Raw genomic sequence first — 15,982 nt, forward strand, 5'->3', positions numbered from 1 at the left:
GGGCGGGGGTTTGTGGGGGCGGCGACCGGGTCACTCAGTTCCCGTCCGCGAGCCGTCGAAAGGACGCCCTGGGAGCACCTGTGAACCGGTTGTGGCGGCCGTTCCACCGCATGTGGGACCGGCTGGCCGCGTCCGCCCTCGTCGCGCGCGGCCGGGAGCTGGAGCTGATGCACCGGGCCATGGGCTTCGCCACGCTCGCCCTGGTCACGCTGGCGCCGCTGCTGATCGTGGTGGCCGCCGCCGACCCGTTGGGCCGCGGCGGATTCGCGTCCTGGCTGGCCGACGGGATGGGGCTGTCCGGGCGGTCGGCGCGCGTGCTGACCGACATCGTCAGCCCGCCGACCAAGGTCGTGGGAACGACGAGCGTGTGGGGCGGCATCCTGCTCGCGGTCTTCGGCGTGTCCTTCGCGTCGAGCGTCCAGAACGGCTACGAACGCGTCTGGGGGCTGCCGTCCGGCCCGTGGCACCGGGTCTGGCGCCAGGCGACCTGGGTGGTGGCGCTGACCGCGTACCTCTACCAGGAGGTGCAGACCCGGACGGCCCTGCACGGGTCGGCGCGGATCGCGCTGTCCACCGCCACCGGCATCCTGTTCTTCTGGTGGGGCCAGCACTTCCTGCTGGGCAGCCAGGTCCGCTGGCGGGACCTGCTGCCGGGGGCGCTGGCGACCATGGTGGGGCTCATCGGCCTGCGCGGCTTCTCGTACCTGGTCTTCACACCGCTCATCCTCGACAACGCGATCAGCTACGGCACCGTCGGGATCGTGCTCGTGGTCGAGTCCTGGCTGATCGGCGTGGGGTTCGTCGTCTTCGGCGGCGCGATGGTCGGGCACTGGTTCTGCGAGCACCACTGGTGGACCCGCACCATCGACCGGGAGCCCGACTGACTCCGCGGGGAGCCCGACCGGCCTCGCCGGGAGCCCGACCGGCCTCGCCGCCCCTCCCCGGTCCGCCCCTGGACCGGCCCGTAGGGTCCTCGGACCCCGCTCGGCCGCCCGCCCCGGTCCGGAACAGCTCCGGACGGTCCTCGGGCCCGCTCCCGAACCTCCCCGAACAGTCCGCGGGCCCGCTCCGGAGCCTGCCCGGCCGGGACGGTTCACGGGGAGCGCCGGCGCAGTCCGCCGGCGACGGCCGCGCCCGCCGCCGCGGTCACGGCGCCCGCCAGGGCCAGCGGCCGGCGGTGGCGGGAGAGCCAGAACTGGGCGCTGTGCGGATGGGCCTCGTCGTCGAAGACACCATGCGCGCCGTAGTCGTCCGGAGCGGTGCCGTCCGGCGGCTCCCAGAGGTTGACGGGCCGCGACGGGTCGACGGGCCGGTCGGTCTGCTGTCCGGCGTAGCCGGTGCGGCCCAGGTAGCGGTCGAGCAGCCCGGGGATGAGCATCTGGCCGAGCAGGGTGGCGACGGTGGAGCCGCCGACCCAGTACTCGCGCCGCTCGGGATGGTCGGCGGCGTGGAGCACCGCCCGCGCCGCGACCTCGGGCTGGTACACCGGGGCGACCGGGCGCGGGTGCCGGGGCAGCCGGGTCAGGACCCAGCTGAACTGGGGCGTGTTGAGGCCGGGCATCTGGACCATGGTGACCCGCACGTTGCTGCGGTCGTGCAGCAGTTCGCAGCGCAGGGACTCGGTGAATCCCTGGATGGCGTGCTTGGCCCCGCAGTACACCGCCTGGAGCGGAACGCTGCGCCGGGCCAGGGCCGAGCCGACCTGGACGATGGTGCCGCGGTCGCGCGGGGTCATCCGCCGCAGGGCCGCCTGGGTGCCGTGGACGAAGCCGAAGTACGTCACTTCGGTGGCCCGCCGCAGTTCCCCGGGCTCGATCTCCGGCACGGGGGCGAAGACGGTGGAGAACGCGGCGTTCACCCATACGTCGATGGGGCCCAGCTCCTCCTCGACCCGGGTGGCGGCCGCCTCCACGGCGTCCGGGTCGGCCACGTCCACGGCCAGCGGCAGCGCCCGCCCGCCGGCCGCGCGGACCTCCTCGGCCGCGCGGTCGAGGGCGTACTCGCCGCGCGCGATCAGGGCGACGGCGCTGCCTCGGGCCCCGAAGGCCCGTGCGGTGGCCCGGCCCACGCCGCCGCTGGCCCCGGTGACGACGACGACCCCCGTGCCGCCGCGCCGGCGGCGCCGTCCGCCGTGCGGGGCGCCTCGCGCCTCGCTCACTTCTTTCCCCGGCCGGGGAGGTGCTCGGCGTACTCGGTGAGCTTCTGCCGTACGCCCTTGGTGGCGATGCCGGTGGCCTGCGGGTCGTGCAGCGCCGCCTTGACCGCCTTCTTGCCCTGTTCCTTCATGATGTGGGGCGGGATCGGCGCGATCTCCGCGTCCACCTTGAACTCGAGGACGACGGGCCCGTCGGCGGCGAGCGCCTCGTCCCAGGCGGAGCCGACCTTCTTGGGGTCGTCGCAGACGATGCCCTTCAGGCCGAGGAGTTCGGCGTAGGCGGCGTAGGGCACGTCGGGGATGTCCTGGGAGCCGGGGTACTTGGGGTCGCCGGCCATGGCGCGCTGCTCCCAGGTGACCTGGTTGAGGTCCTGGTTGTTGAAGACGCAGAAGACCAGGGGCGCCGTCCCGGACAGGCGGTCCAGGTAGCGCTTCACGGTGATCATCTCGTTCATGCCGTTCATCTGGAACGCGCCGTCCCCGACGAAGGCGATCACCGGCCGCTCCGGGTACGCGAACCGGGCCGCGATGGCGTACGGCGTCCCCGGGCCCATCGTGGCGAGCGTGCCGGAGAGCGAGGCCCGCATGCCGTCGCGGAGCTCGAGGTGGCGTGCCCACCAGTTGGTACCGGAGCCGGAGTCGGCGGTCAGGACGACGTCGTCGGGCAGCCGCGGCGAGAGCTCGGCGGCGACGGACTGGGGGTTGATGGTCCTGCCGAAGTGCTCGCCCGCCCAGCGGTCGCACAGGTCGTGCCACTCCCGGACGTCCTTCTCGATCTTCTCCCGCCAGCCGCGGTCCTTCTTGCGGTCGAGCATCGGGATCAGGGCGCGCAGGGTCTCCCTCGAGTCGCCGACGAGGTGGGCGTCCATCGGGTACCGGATGCCGATCATGCGGCCGTCGATGTCGATCTCGACGCCGCGTGCCTGGCCCTCCTCCGGCAGCCACTCCGAGTAGGGGAAGCTGCTGCCGACCATGAGGAGTGTGTCGCAGCCCTTGATCATCTTGTCGCTGGCCTTGCTGCCCAGCAGGCCGATGGGGCCGGTGACGTACGGCAGGTCGTCGGGCAGGACCTCGCGGCCGAGCAGGGCCTTGGCGACGCCCGCGCCCAGCAGTTCGGCGACCTCCATGACCTCGGCCTCCGCCTTCGCGGCGCCCTGGCCGACCAGCATGGCCACCTTGCCGCCCGCGTTGAGGACGTCGGCGGCCCTGCGCAGTTCATCGAGGTCGGGCAGCACGCGGGGTTGGCTCCAGCCGACGCTGGAGAAGACCGAACCGTGCTCCCTGGGCGGGGAGGGCTGGGCCTCCTCCTCCTGGATGTCGTTGGGGATGATGACCGTGGCGACGCTCCGGGTGGTCAGCGCGGTCTTGAAGGCGCGGTCGATGACGTGCCGGGCCTGGCCGGGGTGCACGACCATCTGGCAGAACTCGGACACGTCCGCGAACAGCTGGTCGAGGGCGATCTCCTGCTGGTAGTGGGTGCCCAGCGACAGCCGCTTCTGCTGGCCGACCACCGCGACGACGGGCTGGTGGTCGAGCTTGGCGTCGTAGAGGCCGTTGAGCAGGTGCACGGCGCCCGGCCCCGACGTGGCGATGCAGCAGCCGACCTCGCCGGTGAACTTTGCGTGGCCGCAGGCCATGAACGCGGCCATCTCCTCGTGCCGCGCCTGGATGAACTCCGGGTCGCCGTCGGCCCGGTCGAACGCGCCGAGCAGGCCGTTGATGCCGTCGCCCGGATAGCCGTACACCCGCTTCACGCCCCACTCGGACAGGCGCTGGAGCACATAGTCGGCGACTTGGGTCATGAGGGCTCTCCCGGGCGTGTTCGGACGAACGGTCGGGTTGTGGAGTTGCCTGCGGGGGCGTCCGTAAACCGGGGGCGGGCGGCCCCGCGGGAGGACGGACGGCCGCGGACCGGGGGCGCGGCCCCGCCCGAGGACAGACACCCGCAGACCCGACGACAGACGCCCACACCCCAGGACAGACACCCGCAGACCCGACGACGGATGCCCCCGCCCGAGGACAGACACCCGCAGACCCGACGGCAGGCGCCCTCACCCGAGGACAGACACCCGTCGGCCGCGAACGGACGGCCCGCCGAGGGGACGCACGCCCGCAAAGCGCGAACGGGCGGTCCGCCCGGGAACGGACCGCCTGCCACGAGAACGGACGGCCTTCGCGCCGCGTGGCGCCCCCTGCGCCCCGGGGACCGGGGACAGGGAGCCGGGAGCAGCGGACAGGGGGCGAGGCCGGCGGCCGGCGGCCTCCTGGCCCTTGCCGCGCGGGGCGCCCGAGGGGGACCTGCCGCCCTCGGGCACCCCTCCTCCTGCGCGGGCCGCTCTCACCTCCTGCGCGGGCCGCTCTCACGCGGGCGGCGGCGCCGTGCTCGCGCGGGTCACCAGCCGGGTCGGCACCAGGGTGGTGCCGCGCTCCGGGCCGCCCTCGCGCATCTGGCGCAGCACGGCCTCGACGCAGAGCCGCCCGACTTCGGCGAAGTCCTGGTGGACGGTGGTCAGCGGGGGCAGGAAGGACCCGGCCTCCGCGATGTCGTCGAAGCCGATGACGCTGACGTCCCCGGGGACCCGCCGGCCGTGCTCGTGCAGGGCGCGCACGAGGCCGAGGGCCATCTGGTCGTTGGCCGCGAAGACCGCCGTGCACTCGGGCCGGGCGGCCAGCTCGAGGCCGGCCCGGTAGCCGGACTCCGCCGACCAGTCGCCCCGCACGAGCGGCGGCGGGGTGCGGCCGGCCTCGGCGAGCGTGTGCCGCCAGGCGTCGGCGCGGCGCTGCGCGGCGAAGGAGCCCTCGGGACCGCCGAGGTGCCACACGGTGCCGTGGCCGAGCTCCAGCAGGTGCCGGACGGCCGCGCGGGTACCGCCGGCCTGGTCGGTGTCGACGACCGTGTAGTGGTCGCCTGCGTCGGAGTCGACCACGACGACCTGCACATGGGGCGGCAGCGTCAGGGTCGCCGCGTCCAGGAGGTGGACCTCCATGATGACGATCACCGCGTCGACGGCCAGTTCCTCCAGCCGCGTGAACGCACCGCTCACCTCGTCCTGGGTGGGAACCGCGACGGGCAGCAGCGTCACCGCGTACCCCTGGCTCGCGGCGGAGGTGGCGATGGCCTCCAGGGTGCGCACGTTGCCGGTCGTCGCCAGCGAGAAGGTGATGACGCCGATGGTGCGGAACTCGCCGCGCTTGAGGGCCCGGGCCGCGCTGTTGGGCCGGTAGCCCAGTTCCTTCATGGCCGCCAGCACCTGCCGCCGGGTCTCCTCGGTCACGCCGGCGTAGCCGTTCGAGACCCGGGACACTGTCTGCGAGGAGACGCCCGCAAGCCGGGCCACGTCCGCCATGGACGCCGTCGCCGCCCGCCCCCCGCGCCGGCGCCGTGCGCCCGCTCCCTGCGGCTCCGCGACCCCGTCAGCCGTTTCCACGCGCCGTCCGCCACCTTCCCGCCGCACTCCCCGCACCGCCCTGTTCGCGCGTCCCCCGCGTCCTGCCCGTGCTTCCTCCACCGCGGCCGGTTTCCGGCCTGCCCGGCACCTTGACCCCTGTCCGCAGGGGCGTGTAGACATGCCGCCAGCAAATGTTTACGCAAACATAACACCCGGCATCACACGTGCCGGCGTGATGTTTGCGCAAACATGCCGCGGCTCCGGAGAGTGGACGAGCGGAGGACGACGTGACGACCCTGCCATCGCCGGCCGCCCGACCGCGGCCCGCCCCGCCCCCGGTGAGACGGAGCCGCCGCTCCTGGCGGGGATGGGGCTTCCTCGGTCCGTTCGTCGCCGTGTTCGCCCTGGTCTTCCTCGCACCGATCGCGTACTCCGTGTACCTGAGCCTGTTCCGCGACCGGCTCATCGGCGGGAACACCTTCGTCGGCCTGGACAACTACCGACAGGCGCTCGGGGACGAGCAGTTCTGGGCCGCGCTCGGCCGGGTCTCGCTCTTCCTCGCCGTGCAGGTGCCGGTCATGCTCGGCATCGCGCTGCTCGTGGCCCTGGCGCTGGACAGCGGACGCCTGTACGGCCGGGACTTCTTCCGCGTCTCGATCTTCCTGCCGTACGCCGTGCCCGCCGTGGTGGCGACCCTGATGTGGGGCTTCATGTACGGCACCCGCTTCGGCCTGGTCGGTGACATCAACGACGCGCTGGGCGTCTCCCTGCCCGACCCGCTCTCCCCCGACCTGGTGCTCGCCTCCATCGGCAACATCGTGACCTGGGAGTTCGTCGGGTACAACATGCTGATCTTCTACGCGGCGCTGCGGGTCGTCCCGCACTCGCTCTACGAGGCGGCGCAGATCGACGGGGCCGGTCAGCTCCGTGTGATCACCGCCGTCAAGCTCCCGGCCATCCGCGGCGCCCTGGTCATCGCCACGATCTTCTCCGTCATCGGCAGCTTCCAGCTCTTCAACGAGCCCAGCATCCTCCAGCCGCTGGCGCCCAACGCCGTCACCACCGACTTCACGCCCAACTCCTACACCTACGCGCTCTCCTTCAACGGGCAGCAGCACAACTACTCCGCGACGGTCGCCATCGTGATGGGGCTGATCACCATGGTCATCGCCTACGTCGTCCAGCTGCGCGGCATGCGCAAGGGAGTGTGATCAGCGATGCCCCCTCCCGCCGCCACCGTCTTCGACCGCTCCCCCGCCGCACCGTCCGGGGGCGCGGGCCCCGCACCCCGGCTGCGCGCTCCGCGGCACCGGTACTCGGCCGACCGGCCGCGGCGCAGCGTCCTGCTGACCGTGCTCACCGGTCTGGTGCTGCTGTACAGCCTGGTCCCGCTGATCTGGCTGGTGCTCGGCGCCACCAAGACGCAGCAGGGCCTGTCCCGTTCCTTCGGGCTCTGGTTCGACGGCGACTTCGCCCTGTGGGACAACATCGGCCAGACCTTCACCTACGACGACGGCGTCTTCACCCGCTGGCTGCTCAACACCGTGCTGTACGTGGGGCTCGGCGCGGGCGGCGCCACGGTCCTCGCCGTGCTCGGCGGTTACGCGCTCGCCAAGTTCGACTTCCCGGGCCGACGGGCCGTCTTCGCCGTCGTCATCGGCGCGGTGGCCGTGCCGGGGACGGCACTCGCGGTGCCGACCTTCCTGATGTTCAGCCGCATGGGGCTCACCAACACCCCCTGGGCGGTGATCGTCCCTTCGCTGATCTCGCCGTTCGGCCTGTACCTGATGTGGGTGTTCGCGACCGAGGCGGTGCCGGCCGAGCTGATGGAGGCCGCCCGCATCGACGGCGCGGGCGAGGTGCGCACCTTCCTCACGGTCGCCCTGCCGCTGCTGGCACCGGGCATCGTGACCGTACTGCTGTTCACCATGGTCGCCACCTGGAACAACTACTTCCTGCCGCTCGTCATGCTCAAGGATCCCGACTGGTATCCGCTGACCCTCGGCCTGAACAGCTGGAACGCCCAGGCCGCGACCGCGGGCGGCGAGGCCGTCTTCCACCTCGTCGTCACCGGTTCGCTCATCACCGTCCTGCCGCTGATCGCGGCCTTCCTGCTGCTCCAGAAGTACTGGCGGTCCGGTCTCGCCGCCGGAAGCGTCAAGGAGTAGCTCCACTCCGCTCCCCTTCTCCCCCCGTCCTTCCCCGCCTCCTCTCCTCCCGTCCCCTCCTCAGAAGTGGAAACCCGCCCATGCCCAAGCACTCGCGCCGCCTGCTGCGCGGCCTCGGACTCGCCTGCGCCCTCGCCCTGGGGGTCGCCGCCTGCGGGCAGGAGTCCGGCGCCGACGGGTCCGGCCAGAAGTCCGTGTCCGAGGACGACATCCGGGCGGCCCTGAAGAAGGGCGGCACCATCACGGTGTGGGCGTGGGAGCCCACGCTGAAGCAGGTGGCGGCCGACTTCGAGAAGAAGCACCCCGGCGTCGAGGTCGAACTCGTCAACGCGGGCACCAACAACGACCAGTACACCGCGCTGCAGAACGCGATCTCGGCGAAGAAGGGCGTCCCGGACGTCGCCCAGATCGAGTACTACGCGATGGGCCAGTACGCCCTGACCGAGCAGCTCACCGACCTGGAGGGCTTCGGCGCGGGCAAGCTGTCCGCGCAGTTCTCGCCGGGCCCGTGGAAGGGAGTCCAGGCCGGCACCGACCGTGTCTACGCGCTGCCGATGGACTCCGGTCCGATGGCGCTGTTCTACAACAAGAAGGTCTTCGACAAGTACGGCATCGACGTGCCCACCACCTGGGCCGAGTACCTGGACGCCGCCCGCGACCTGCACAAGGCGGACCCGAAGGCGTACATCACCGCCGACACGGGCGACGCCGGGGTCACCACCAGCCTGCTCTGGCAGGCCGGTTCGCGTCCGTACACGGTGAAGGGCACCGAGGTGCGGATCGACTTCTCGGACCAGGGCACCAAGAAGTACACCGACACCTGGCAGAAGCTCATCGACGAGAAGCTCCTCGCCTCCGTCAACCCCTGGACCGACGACTGGTACAAGGCCCTCGGCGACGGCACCATAGCGACCCTCGCCACCGGCGCGTGGATGCCGGCCAACCTCGTCTCGGGCGTGAAGGACGCGGCAGGAGACTGGCGCGTCGCGCCGCTGCCGCAGTGGACCGCGGGCGCCGGCGACAGCGCGGAGAACGGCGGCAGCGCGCTCGCGCTGCCCGAGCTGGGCGAGAACGAGGCGCTGGCCTACGCCTTCGTCGAGTACGCGAACGCCGGTGACGGCGTCAAGACCCGCCTTGAGAACGGGGCGTTCCCCGCCACCACCGCGGACCTGCAGTCCACCGCCTTCCAGGACACCGCGTTCGACTACTTCGGCGGCCAGAAGGCCAACAAGATCTTCGCCGAGTCGGCGGCGAACGTCGCCGACGACTGGTCGTACCTCCCCTACCAGGTGTACGCGAACTCGGTCTTCAACGACACCGTCGGCAAGGCCTACGTCTCCGGCACCACGCTGGCCGAGGGCCTGGAGTCCTGGCAGCAGGCCAGCGTCGACTACGGCAACAAGCAGGGCTTCACCGTCGACCGGTAGCCCAGGCAGCCCACCGGAAGGACCGCCATGATCTCCACCCTCCTGTCCCGCCTGCACCGCGGACCGGACGGCGCGCCCACCCACCGCCTCGCCTACGGCGCCGACTACAACCCCGAGCAGTGGCCCCGGGAGGTGTGGGAGGAGGACGTACGGCTGATGCGCGAGGCCGGCGTCAACATCGTGTCGCTCGGCATCTTCTCCTGGGCCCGCCTCCAGCCCGGCCCCGGCACCTGGGACTTCGCCTGGCTCGACGAGGTGATGGACCTGCTGCACGCGCACGGGGTCGGCGTCGACCTGGCCACCGCCACCGCCTCGCCGCCACCCTGGCTGACCACCGCACACCCCGAGATCCTCCCGGTCACCCACCGGGGCGAGACCCTGTGGCCGGGCGCACGCCAGCACTGGCGTCCCACCTCCCCCGTCTTCCGCGAGCACGCCCTGCGCCTGGTCCGGAAGCTGGCGGCCCGGTACGCGGACCACCCGGCGCTGGTCGCCTGGCACGTCAACAACGAGCTGGGCTGCCACAACGTGTACGACTACTCCGACGACGCGGCCCGCGCCTTCCGCGACTGGCTGCGTGCCCGCTACGGAACGACGGACGCCCTCAACCACGCCTGGGGCACGGCGTTCTGGTCGCAGCGCTACGGCGACTGGGACGAGATCCTGCCGCCGCGGCTGGCCGCCTCCCACCCGAACCCGACCCAGCAGCTGGACTTCAAGCGCTTCTCCTCCGACGCGCTCAAGGGCCATCTGCTGGCGGAGCGGGCGATCCTGCGGGAGCTGACGCCCGGCGTCCCCGTCACCACCAACTTCATGGTGATGCCGGGCACCAAGGGCATGAACTACGCGGACTGGGCCGGTGAGGTGGACTTCGTCGCCAACGACCACTACGTGGTGCCGGGTCCCCGCGACCGCGACGAACTGTCCTTCTCGGCGAACCTGACCAGCGGCATCGCGGGCGGCCGGCCCTGGTTCCTGATGGAGCACTCGACCAGCGCGGTGAACTGGCAGCCCGTCAACCAGGCCAAACGGCCCGGGGAGATGGCCCGGGACTCGCTGACCCACGTGGCCCACGGCGCCGACGCGGTCTGCTTCTTCCAGTGGCGCCAGTCGGTGGCCGGCGCCGAGAAGTACCACTCGGCGATGGTCCCGCACGCCGGACCCGACAGCGACGTGTTCCGCGCGGCCGTGGCCCTCGGCGACACCCTGAAGGCGCTCGCGCCGGTCGCGGGGAGCGAGCGGGAGCCCGCCCGGGTCGGCATCCTCTTCGACTGGGAGTCGTGGTGGGCGAGCGAGCAGGACTCGCACCCCACCTCCCTGCTCGACTACCACCGGGAGGCCCTCGACTGGTACTCGGCCCTGCTCCGCCTCGGCGTCCGCGCCGACGTCGTCCCCACCGGCGCCGACCTGAGCCGTCACCGGATGCTGATCGCTCCCGTGCTGCACCTGGTGCCGGCCGGGCTGGCCAAGGACCTCACCCGGTACGCCGAGCAGGGCGGGCACCTGGTCACCACGTACTTCTCCGGGGTCGTCGACGAGAACGACCACGTCTGGCTCGGCGGCCACCCGGGCGCCCTGCGCGATCTGCTCGGCGTCCGCGTCGAGGAGTTCGGCCCGCTGCCCGCCGGGCAGAGCGTCGCGCTGGACGACGCGGGCACCGGCACCCTGTGGACGGACCAGGTCACGGTGACGGACCCGCGGACCGAGGTACTCGTCCGCTACCGCACCGGCACGCACGCGGGCCGTCCGGCGGTCACCCGGCGCCCCACGGACGGCGGCTCGGCCTCCTACGTCTCGACCCGGCTCGGCGCGGACGGCCTCACCGCGCTGCTGCCGCGGCTGCTGGGACCGGCCGGTGTGACCGCGGAACTGCCCGCCGCGGTGGGCGGATCGGTGGAGGCCACCGTGCGCCGCGGCCCCGGCGGCCGGTTCCTGTTCCTGGTCAACCGGACCGACGAGAGCGTGACGGTCCCCGGGATCGCCGGGGAGGTCCTGGTGGGCGACAGGGACGGCGGTGGCGACGGCGTGCTGCTGGCGCCCCGCGCCGTGGCCGTCCTCCGTACCCCGGGCGACTGACCCCGCGCCCGCCCGTTCCGCTTCCCGGCCCGCCCTGTCCCGGGGCGGGCCGGGGCGCCGAACCGACCCCCCCGTCCGGCGGCCGGCGGCTGCAGTGTGGGGCCGCGCACGTGCCGACCATGGCGGTCGTCGCCGGAAACCCGACCCGGGTGCCGCGCACGGCCACCGCCGCCGACCGGCAGCGGAGCCGCCGCCCGCCCCCCGCACGGTGCACCCCGGTGGCGTCCGGCTCCGGGGGCCGGCAACTTCCGCGGCCGGTGCGGCACATGGCACGGCCCGCATGGCAGTACGATGATCGAAAGCGCGGCGGAGCGTCACCTCCCGGACCACGGAGCCTGCCATGACGACGGACCACACCCAGCCTCCCCGGATCGACACCGGCCGGGCCCACCCGGCGCGGGTCTACGACTGGCTGCTGGGCGGCAAGGACAACTACCCCGTCGACGAGGCGGTGGGCGAGACCCTGCCGCCCGAGGCGCGGGACGCGGCGCGGCAGAACCGTGCCTTCATGAACCGCGCGGTGGCCCACCTCGCCGCGCAGGGCATCGACCAGTTCCTGGACATCGGCACCGGCATCCCCACCGAACCCAACCTGCACCAGATCGTGCAGCGCACGGTGCCGACCGCCCGGGTCGTCTACGCCGACAACGACCCGATCGTCCTGCGCCACGCGGAAGCCCTGCTGGTCAGCACCCCCGAGGGCGCCACGGACTACATCCAGGCCGACGTCCGCGAGCCGGAGGAGATCGTCCGGCACGCCCGCGAGATCCTCGACTTCGACCGGCCGATCGCGCTGTCGCTGATCGCCCTGATGCACTTCATCCCCGACGACCAGAACGCCCACGGGATCGTCCGGGGCCTGGTCGACACCCTCCCCGCGGGCAGCCACCTGGTTCTCTCGCACGCCGCGATCGACCGCTTCCCCGAGCTGGCCGAGCAGGTGATCGCCGAGTACGCGAAGGGCGGCATCCGCCTCGGTTTCCGCACCCGGGCGGAGGTGGCCCGGTTCTTCGACGGCCTGGAGCTGGTGCCGCCCGGGCTGGTCACCGCCACGGAGTGGAGCGGCGCCGGCCAGGAGCCGCCGGCGCCCGAGGAGAGCGGCATCTACGCGGGCGTGGCACGCATCCCCTGACCGGGACACGCCCGACGAGCCCCGCGCCGGGACCGGCGGCGACGCCGGGTGCCGTCCGGCCCCTGCCGGCTCGGGCGGCGTGCGGGCGAGCGGGACGGCGGACCTGCGGTGCCGGGAGGGCGCGTGTCGCGCGGATCGCCCTGCCGGGCGCGTGACACGCCGGAGGATGCCGGCCACTTCGTACAGTGGAAGGTCCCGGTCCGCATCCCCGCCGCCCGGGCCGCACCGCACTCCCGCCCCGGAGCCCTCATGCACGACCCGTCCACCGCGCCGGACGACGGTTCCGGCACGCTCTTCGGCCTGGACGCCCTGACGCCGGGCGGGCCGCCCCCCGCGTCCTCCGCACCGCCGCCCGGTTCGTCCTCCGCTCCGTCGTGCAGCCCGTCCTCCGGTCCGCGCTCCGGTCCGGCCTTCCGGGACTCCGCCGCCGCCTGGCGGCTGCTCCCGGTGCGGGAGATCCTCGCCGAACCCGCGGCGGCCGTCTCCCCGCGCGGGCGGCAGGTCCTGGCCCGGTTCCCGGACGCCCGGCTGACCGAGGTGGACTCCCATTGGAACATCCCCGGTCTGCACGGCAACGAGGGCAGGGTCGAGCGCTGGGTGCGAGTCAAGGGCGAGACGCTCGTCCTGGGCGAGAGGAAGACCCTGGCCACCCGTCCCAACGGCCGCTCCGCGGACTGGATCGCGCCGGGCGCCTCCAACGGCTGCGCGATGGCCTGCGCCTACTGCTACGTGCCGCGCCGCAAGGGCTACGCCAACCCTGTCACCGTCTTCACCAACATCGAGGGGATCATCGCCCACCTCGGCCGGCACATCGCCCGGCTCGGGCCGAAGACCGAGCCGAACCAGTGCGACCCCGAGGCCTGGGTGTACGACGTCGGTGAGAACGGCGACTGCTCGGTGGACGCCCTGATCAGCGACAACACCGCGGACCTCGTGCGTGCCTTCGCCGGGTGGCCCACGGCCAAGGCGTCCTTCGCCACCAAGTTCGTCAACCCGGACCTGCTGGCCCTCGATCCGCGCGGGCGTACCCGGATCCGCTTCTCGGTGATGCCGCCGGACGACTCCCGGCTGCTGGACGTGCGCACCTCACCGGTGGCCGAGCGCATCGCGGCGGCCGCCGACTTCCTGGACGCGGGGTACGAGGTGCACTTCAACCTCTCCCCCGTGGTGGTACGGCCCGGCTGGGAGGAGGCGTGGGCTGAACTGCTGCGCCACCTCGACGACGTCCTGCCGGAGCGGGTCAGGCGGCAGGCCGCCGCCGAGGTGATCATGCTGACGCACAACCCGGGGCTGCACGAGGTCAACCTGGGCTGGCACCCGCGCGCCGAGGAGGTGCTGTGGCGCCCGGACCTCCAGGAGGACAAGCGCTCGCAGAACGGCGCGCTGAACGTGCGCTACCGGGCCGGGGTCAAGGCCAGGGCGGTCGCCCGGCTCCGGGCCCTGATCGCCGCCCACGCTCCCTGGCTGCGGGTGCGCTACGCCTTCTGAGGGCCGAGGGCGCCGGCGTCACTTCACCGCGTCGGCGAAGAGCGGGACCACCTTCTCGATGGCGTAGCCGACGGACAGGACGGAGTTGGTGGCGAAGGCCTGGCTGATGTTCGGGTCGTCGAAGACGACGGAGTGGCCCTGCTTCACCGCGGGGAGCGTCTTGAAGAGCGGGTCGGCGGAGATCTTGCCGGCGCCGACGCCGATGGGCGACATGACGACCAGGTCGGCGTCGAGCATCTGCAGGTTCTCCTCGGAGACCGTGACGGAGAACCCGGAACCGGCCTCCGCGTCGACCTTCGGGTTGTTGCGGAAGCCGAGCTGCTGGACGAAGTTGACCCGGTCGGTTCCCTTGACGTAGGCGCCCCAGCCGGCGGACGTGCGGGAGCCGATGGTGATCGTCCGGTCCTTGAACTCGGGGTGCGCCTCGGCTGCGGCGGCGAACTTCTTCTGGTTGTCGGCCGTGAGCTGCTTGCCCTTGTCCGCGAGGCCGAGGGCGGTGGAGATCAGCTCGGTCTGCTGCTGCCAGGAGACCTTGTACTGGTCGCCGCCCTTGGGCACGCCGATGGTCGGGGCGATCTTGCTGAGGGTGTCGTAGCGGGTCTGGTCGCCGCTGGACTTCACGTCCAGGATCAGGTCGGGCTCGAGCGCGGCGATCTTCTCGTACTCGGGCTCAAGGGTGCCGATCTTCTGGGGGCTCTCGTCGTAGAGGCCCTTGGCCCAGGGACCGACGCCGTCGCCGCCGAAGTCGAGCCAGTCGCTCTGGCCGACCGGCTGCACGCCGAGGGCGAGGGCGGTCTCGGCGTCGCCCCAGCCGAGCGCCACGACCCGTTCGGGCCGTGACTCGACGGTGACGGTGCCGAACTTGGTGCCGACCTTCGCCGGGAAGGCGCCGGACGACTTCGCCCCGGAGGCGTCGGAGGCGTCGGACGCCGCGTCGTCACCGGAGGAGCCGGATCCGCAGGCGGCGACGGCGCCGAGCAGCACGGCGAGGAGGGCGGCGGACCACAGGCGCCACAGGCTGCGGCCGGGGCGGGCCGGTCGGTCGTGCCGGGTCCGTCGGTCCTGTCGGGCAGTCCGTGCAGGTCGTGCAGGTCGTGCAGGCCGGTGCGGGGACATGGGGGCTCTCTTCTTCATCGGGGCTCCGGGGAGGGTTCGTCGGGGAGGCGGAGAGGCTCCCCGGGGGCGGTCACGGGGAGGTGATGTGGTGGCGGCCGAGGGGGACGACCATCGGTCTGCCGGACGCCGGGTCCGGGATCACCGTCGAGCGCAGCCCGAACACCTCGTCGACGAGGGACTCGGTCACGACGTCGGCGGGCGGCCCCTCGGCCACGACACGGCCGTCCTTCATGGCGATCAGGTGATCGGCGTAGCGGCAGGCCAGGTTCAGGTCGTGCAGGACCACGGCGAGGGTGACACCGCGGTCCCGGTTGAGGTCGGTGAGCAGGTCCAGGACGTCCAGCTGGTGGCTGATGTCGAGGTAGGTGGTGGGCTCGTCGAGCAGGAGGATGTCGGTCTCCTGCGCGAGGGCCATGGCGATCCACACGCGCTGGCGCTGTCCGCCCGACAGTTCGTCCACCGAGCGGTCGGCGAGGTCGAGGACGTCGGTGGCGAGCATCGCCGCGGCGACACCCTCGCTGTCGGCAGCGGTCCAGCGGCGGAACCACCCCTGGTGCGGGTAACGGCCCCGGCCGACGAGGTCGGCGACGGTGATCGCGTCGGGGGCGACCGGGGTCTGCGGCAGCATCCCGAGGGCGGTGGCGACCTGCCTGGTCGAGGTGGCGTGGATGTCCTTGCCGTCCAGGAGCACGGTGCCGGCGGTCGGGGTCAGCAGCCGTGCCATCGCGCGCAGCAGGGTGGACTTGCCGCAGGCGTTGGGGCCGACGACGACCGTCAGGCGTCCCGGCGGCAGGTCGACGTCCAGGCCGGAGATGATCTCGCGCTCTCCGTAGCCGAGGCCGAGACCCCGCGTCTGCAGGGCGTGCTGGACCGTCACCGTGCTCTCCTCGCTGTCGGGGGGGTGGGGTACGTGCTGCGGTCGGGGACTCCGTGCCGGGGGGGCGGGGTCCGCGAGGTCTCCGGCGCGTCCGGCGTCGACGGCGTGTCCGGCACGTCCGGCGTCGACGGGATGTTGTCCCCCGGTGGTGCCG

At 72.8% G+C, this 15,982-nt stretch carries 12 protein-coding genes; 7 read left to right on the plus strand and 5 right to left on the minus strand.

What is annotated here, in order from left to right; translation table 11 throughout:
• Positions 1-80 precede the first annotated feature (80 nt).
• Positions 81-884, plus strand: a complete 804-nt coding sequence (locus tag HZS56_RS27775; RefSeq protein ID WP_216723536.1) for a YhjD/YihY/BrkB family envelope integrity protein — start codon at positions 81-83, stop codon at positions 882-884.
• A 209-nt stretch (positions 885-1,093) separates the two neighbouring features.
• Here HZS56_RS27775 and HZS56_RS27780 read toward each other — a convergent pair whose 3' ends face one another.
• The 3 genes from HZS56_RS27780 to HZS56_RS27790 form a co-directional block, all read right to left on the minus strand.
• Positions 1,094-2,158 (minus strand): SDR family oxidoreductase, encoded by a 1,065-nt coding sequence (locus HZS56_RS27780; protein ID WP_216723537.1) that lies wholly within the window; start codon positions 2,156-2,158, stop codon positions 1,094-1,096.
• Entirely contained in the window at positions 2,155-3,957 is a 1,803-nt protein-coding gene (locus HZS56_RS27785) for a thiamine pyrophosphate-requiring protein (protein WP_216723538.1), read from the minus strand. The genes HZS56_RS27780 and HZS56_RS27785 overlap by 4 nt, the downstream gene beginning before the upstream one ends.
• 558 nt (positions 3,958-4,515) lie before the next feature.
• Positions 4,516-5,583, minus strand: coding sequence for a LacI family DNA-binding transcriptional regulator (locus tag HZS56_RS27790; protein WP_374201216.1), 1,068 nt, complete (start codon positions 5,581-5,583; stop codon positions 4,516-4,518).
• Between the two features lie 248 nt (positions 5,584-5,831).
• On the opposite strand from HZS56_RS27790, the gene HZS56_RS27795 reads away from it, so the two are divergent.
• The 6 genes from HZS56_RS27795 to HZS56_RS27820 all read left to right on the plus strand — a co-directional run bounded on the left by HZS56_RS27795 (position 5,832) and on the right by HZS56_RS27820 (position 13,835).
• Positions 5,832-6,755, plus strand: a complete 924-nt coding sequence (locus HZS56_RS27795) for a carbohydrate ABC transporter permease (protein ID WP_216723539.1) — start codon at positions 5,832-5,834, stop codon at positions 6,753-6,755.
• A 6-nt stretch (positions 6,756-6,761) separates the two neighbouring features.
• Positions 6,762-7,712 (plus strand): carbohydrate ABC transporter permease, encoded by a 951-nt coding sequence (locus HZS56_RS27800; RefSeq protein ID WP_216723540.1) that lies wholly within the window; start codon positions 6,762-6,764, stop codon positions 7,710-7,712.
• Between the two features lie 80 nt (positions 7,713-7,792).
• The gene (locus tag HZS56_RS27805; RefSeq protein WP_216723541.1) at positions 7,793-9,139 is read left to right on the plus strand and encodes an ABC transporter substrate-binding protein; all 1,347 of its coding nucleotides are present in this window, start codon (positions 7,793-7,795) and stop codon (positions 9,137-9,139) included.
• 27 nt (positions 9,140-9,166) lie between these two features.
• A complete protein-coding gene (locus tag HZS56_RS27810; protein ID WP_216723542.1) occupies positions 9,167-11,215 on the plus strand; it encodes a beta-galactosidase in 2,049 nt (682 codons plus the stop codon).
• Between the two features lie 340 nt (positions 11,216-11,555).
• Positions 11,556-12,347 (plus strand): SAM-dependent methyltransferase, encoded by a 792-nt coding sequence (locus tag HZS56_RS27815; RefSeq protein ID WP_216723543.1) that lies wholly within the window; start codon positions 11,556-11,558, stop codon positions 12,345-12,347.
• A gap of 249 nt (positions 12,348-12,596) precedes the next feature.
• Positions 12,597-13,835 carry a spore photoproduct lyase family protein gene (locus tag HZS56_RS27820; RefSeq protein ID WP_216723544.1) on the plus strand — a complete coding sequence of 413 codons (1,239 nt, stop codon included), beginning with the start codon at positions 12,597-12,599 and terminating at the stop codon, positions 13,833-13,835.
• Between the two features lie 18 nt (positions 13,836-13,853).
• On the opposite strand, the gene HZS56_RS27825 is transcribed toward HZS56_RS27820, so the two are convergent.
• Both HZS56_RS27825 and HZS56_RS27830 read right to left on the minus strand, forming a co-directional pair.
• Entirely contained in the window at positions 13,854-14,969 is a 1,116-nt protein-coding gene (locus tag HZS56_RS27825) for an iron-siderophore ABC transporter substrate-binding protein (protein WP_253915018.1), read from the minus strand.
• Between the two features lie 52 nt (positions 14,970-15,021).
• On the minus strand, positions 15,022-15,828 hold the full coding sequence (locus tag HZS56_RS27830; RefSeq protein WP_216723545.1) for an ABC transporter ATP-binding protein: 807 nt from the start codon (positions 15,826-15,828) through the stop codon (positions 15,022-15,024).
• Between the last annotated feature and the right edge of the window lie 154 nt (positions 15,829-15,982).

The organism is Streptomyces mayonensis (genome assembly GCF_018982965.1).
Taxonomy (GTDB): Bacteria; Actinomycetota; Actinomycetes; order Streptomycetales; family Streptomycetaceae; genus Streptomyces; species Streptomyces mayonensis.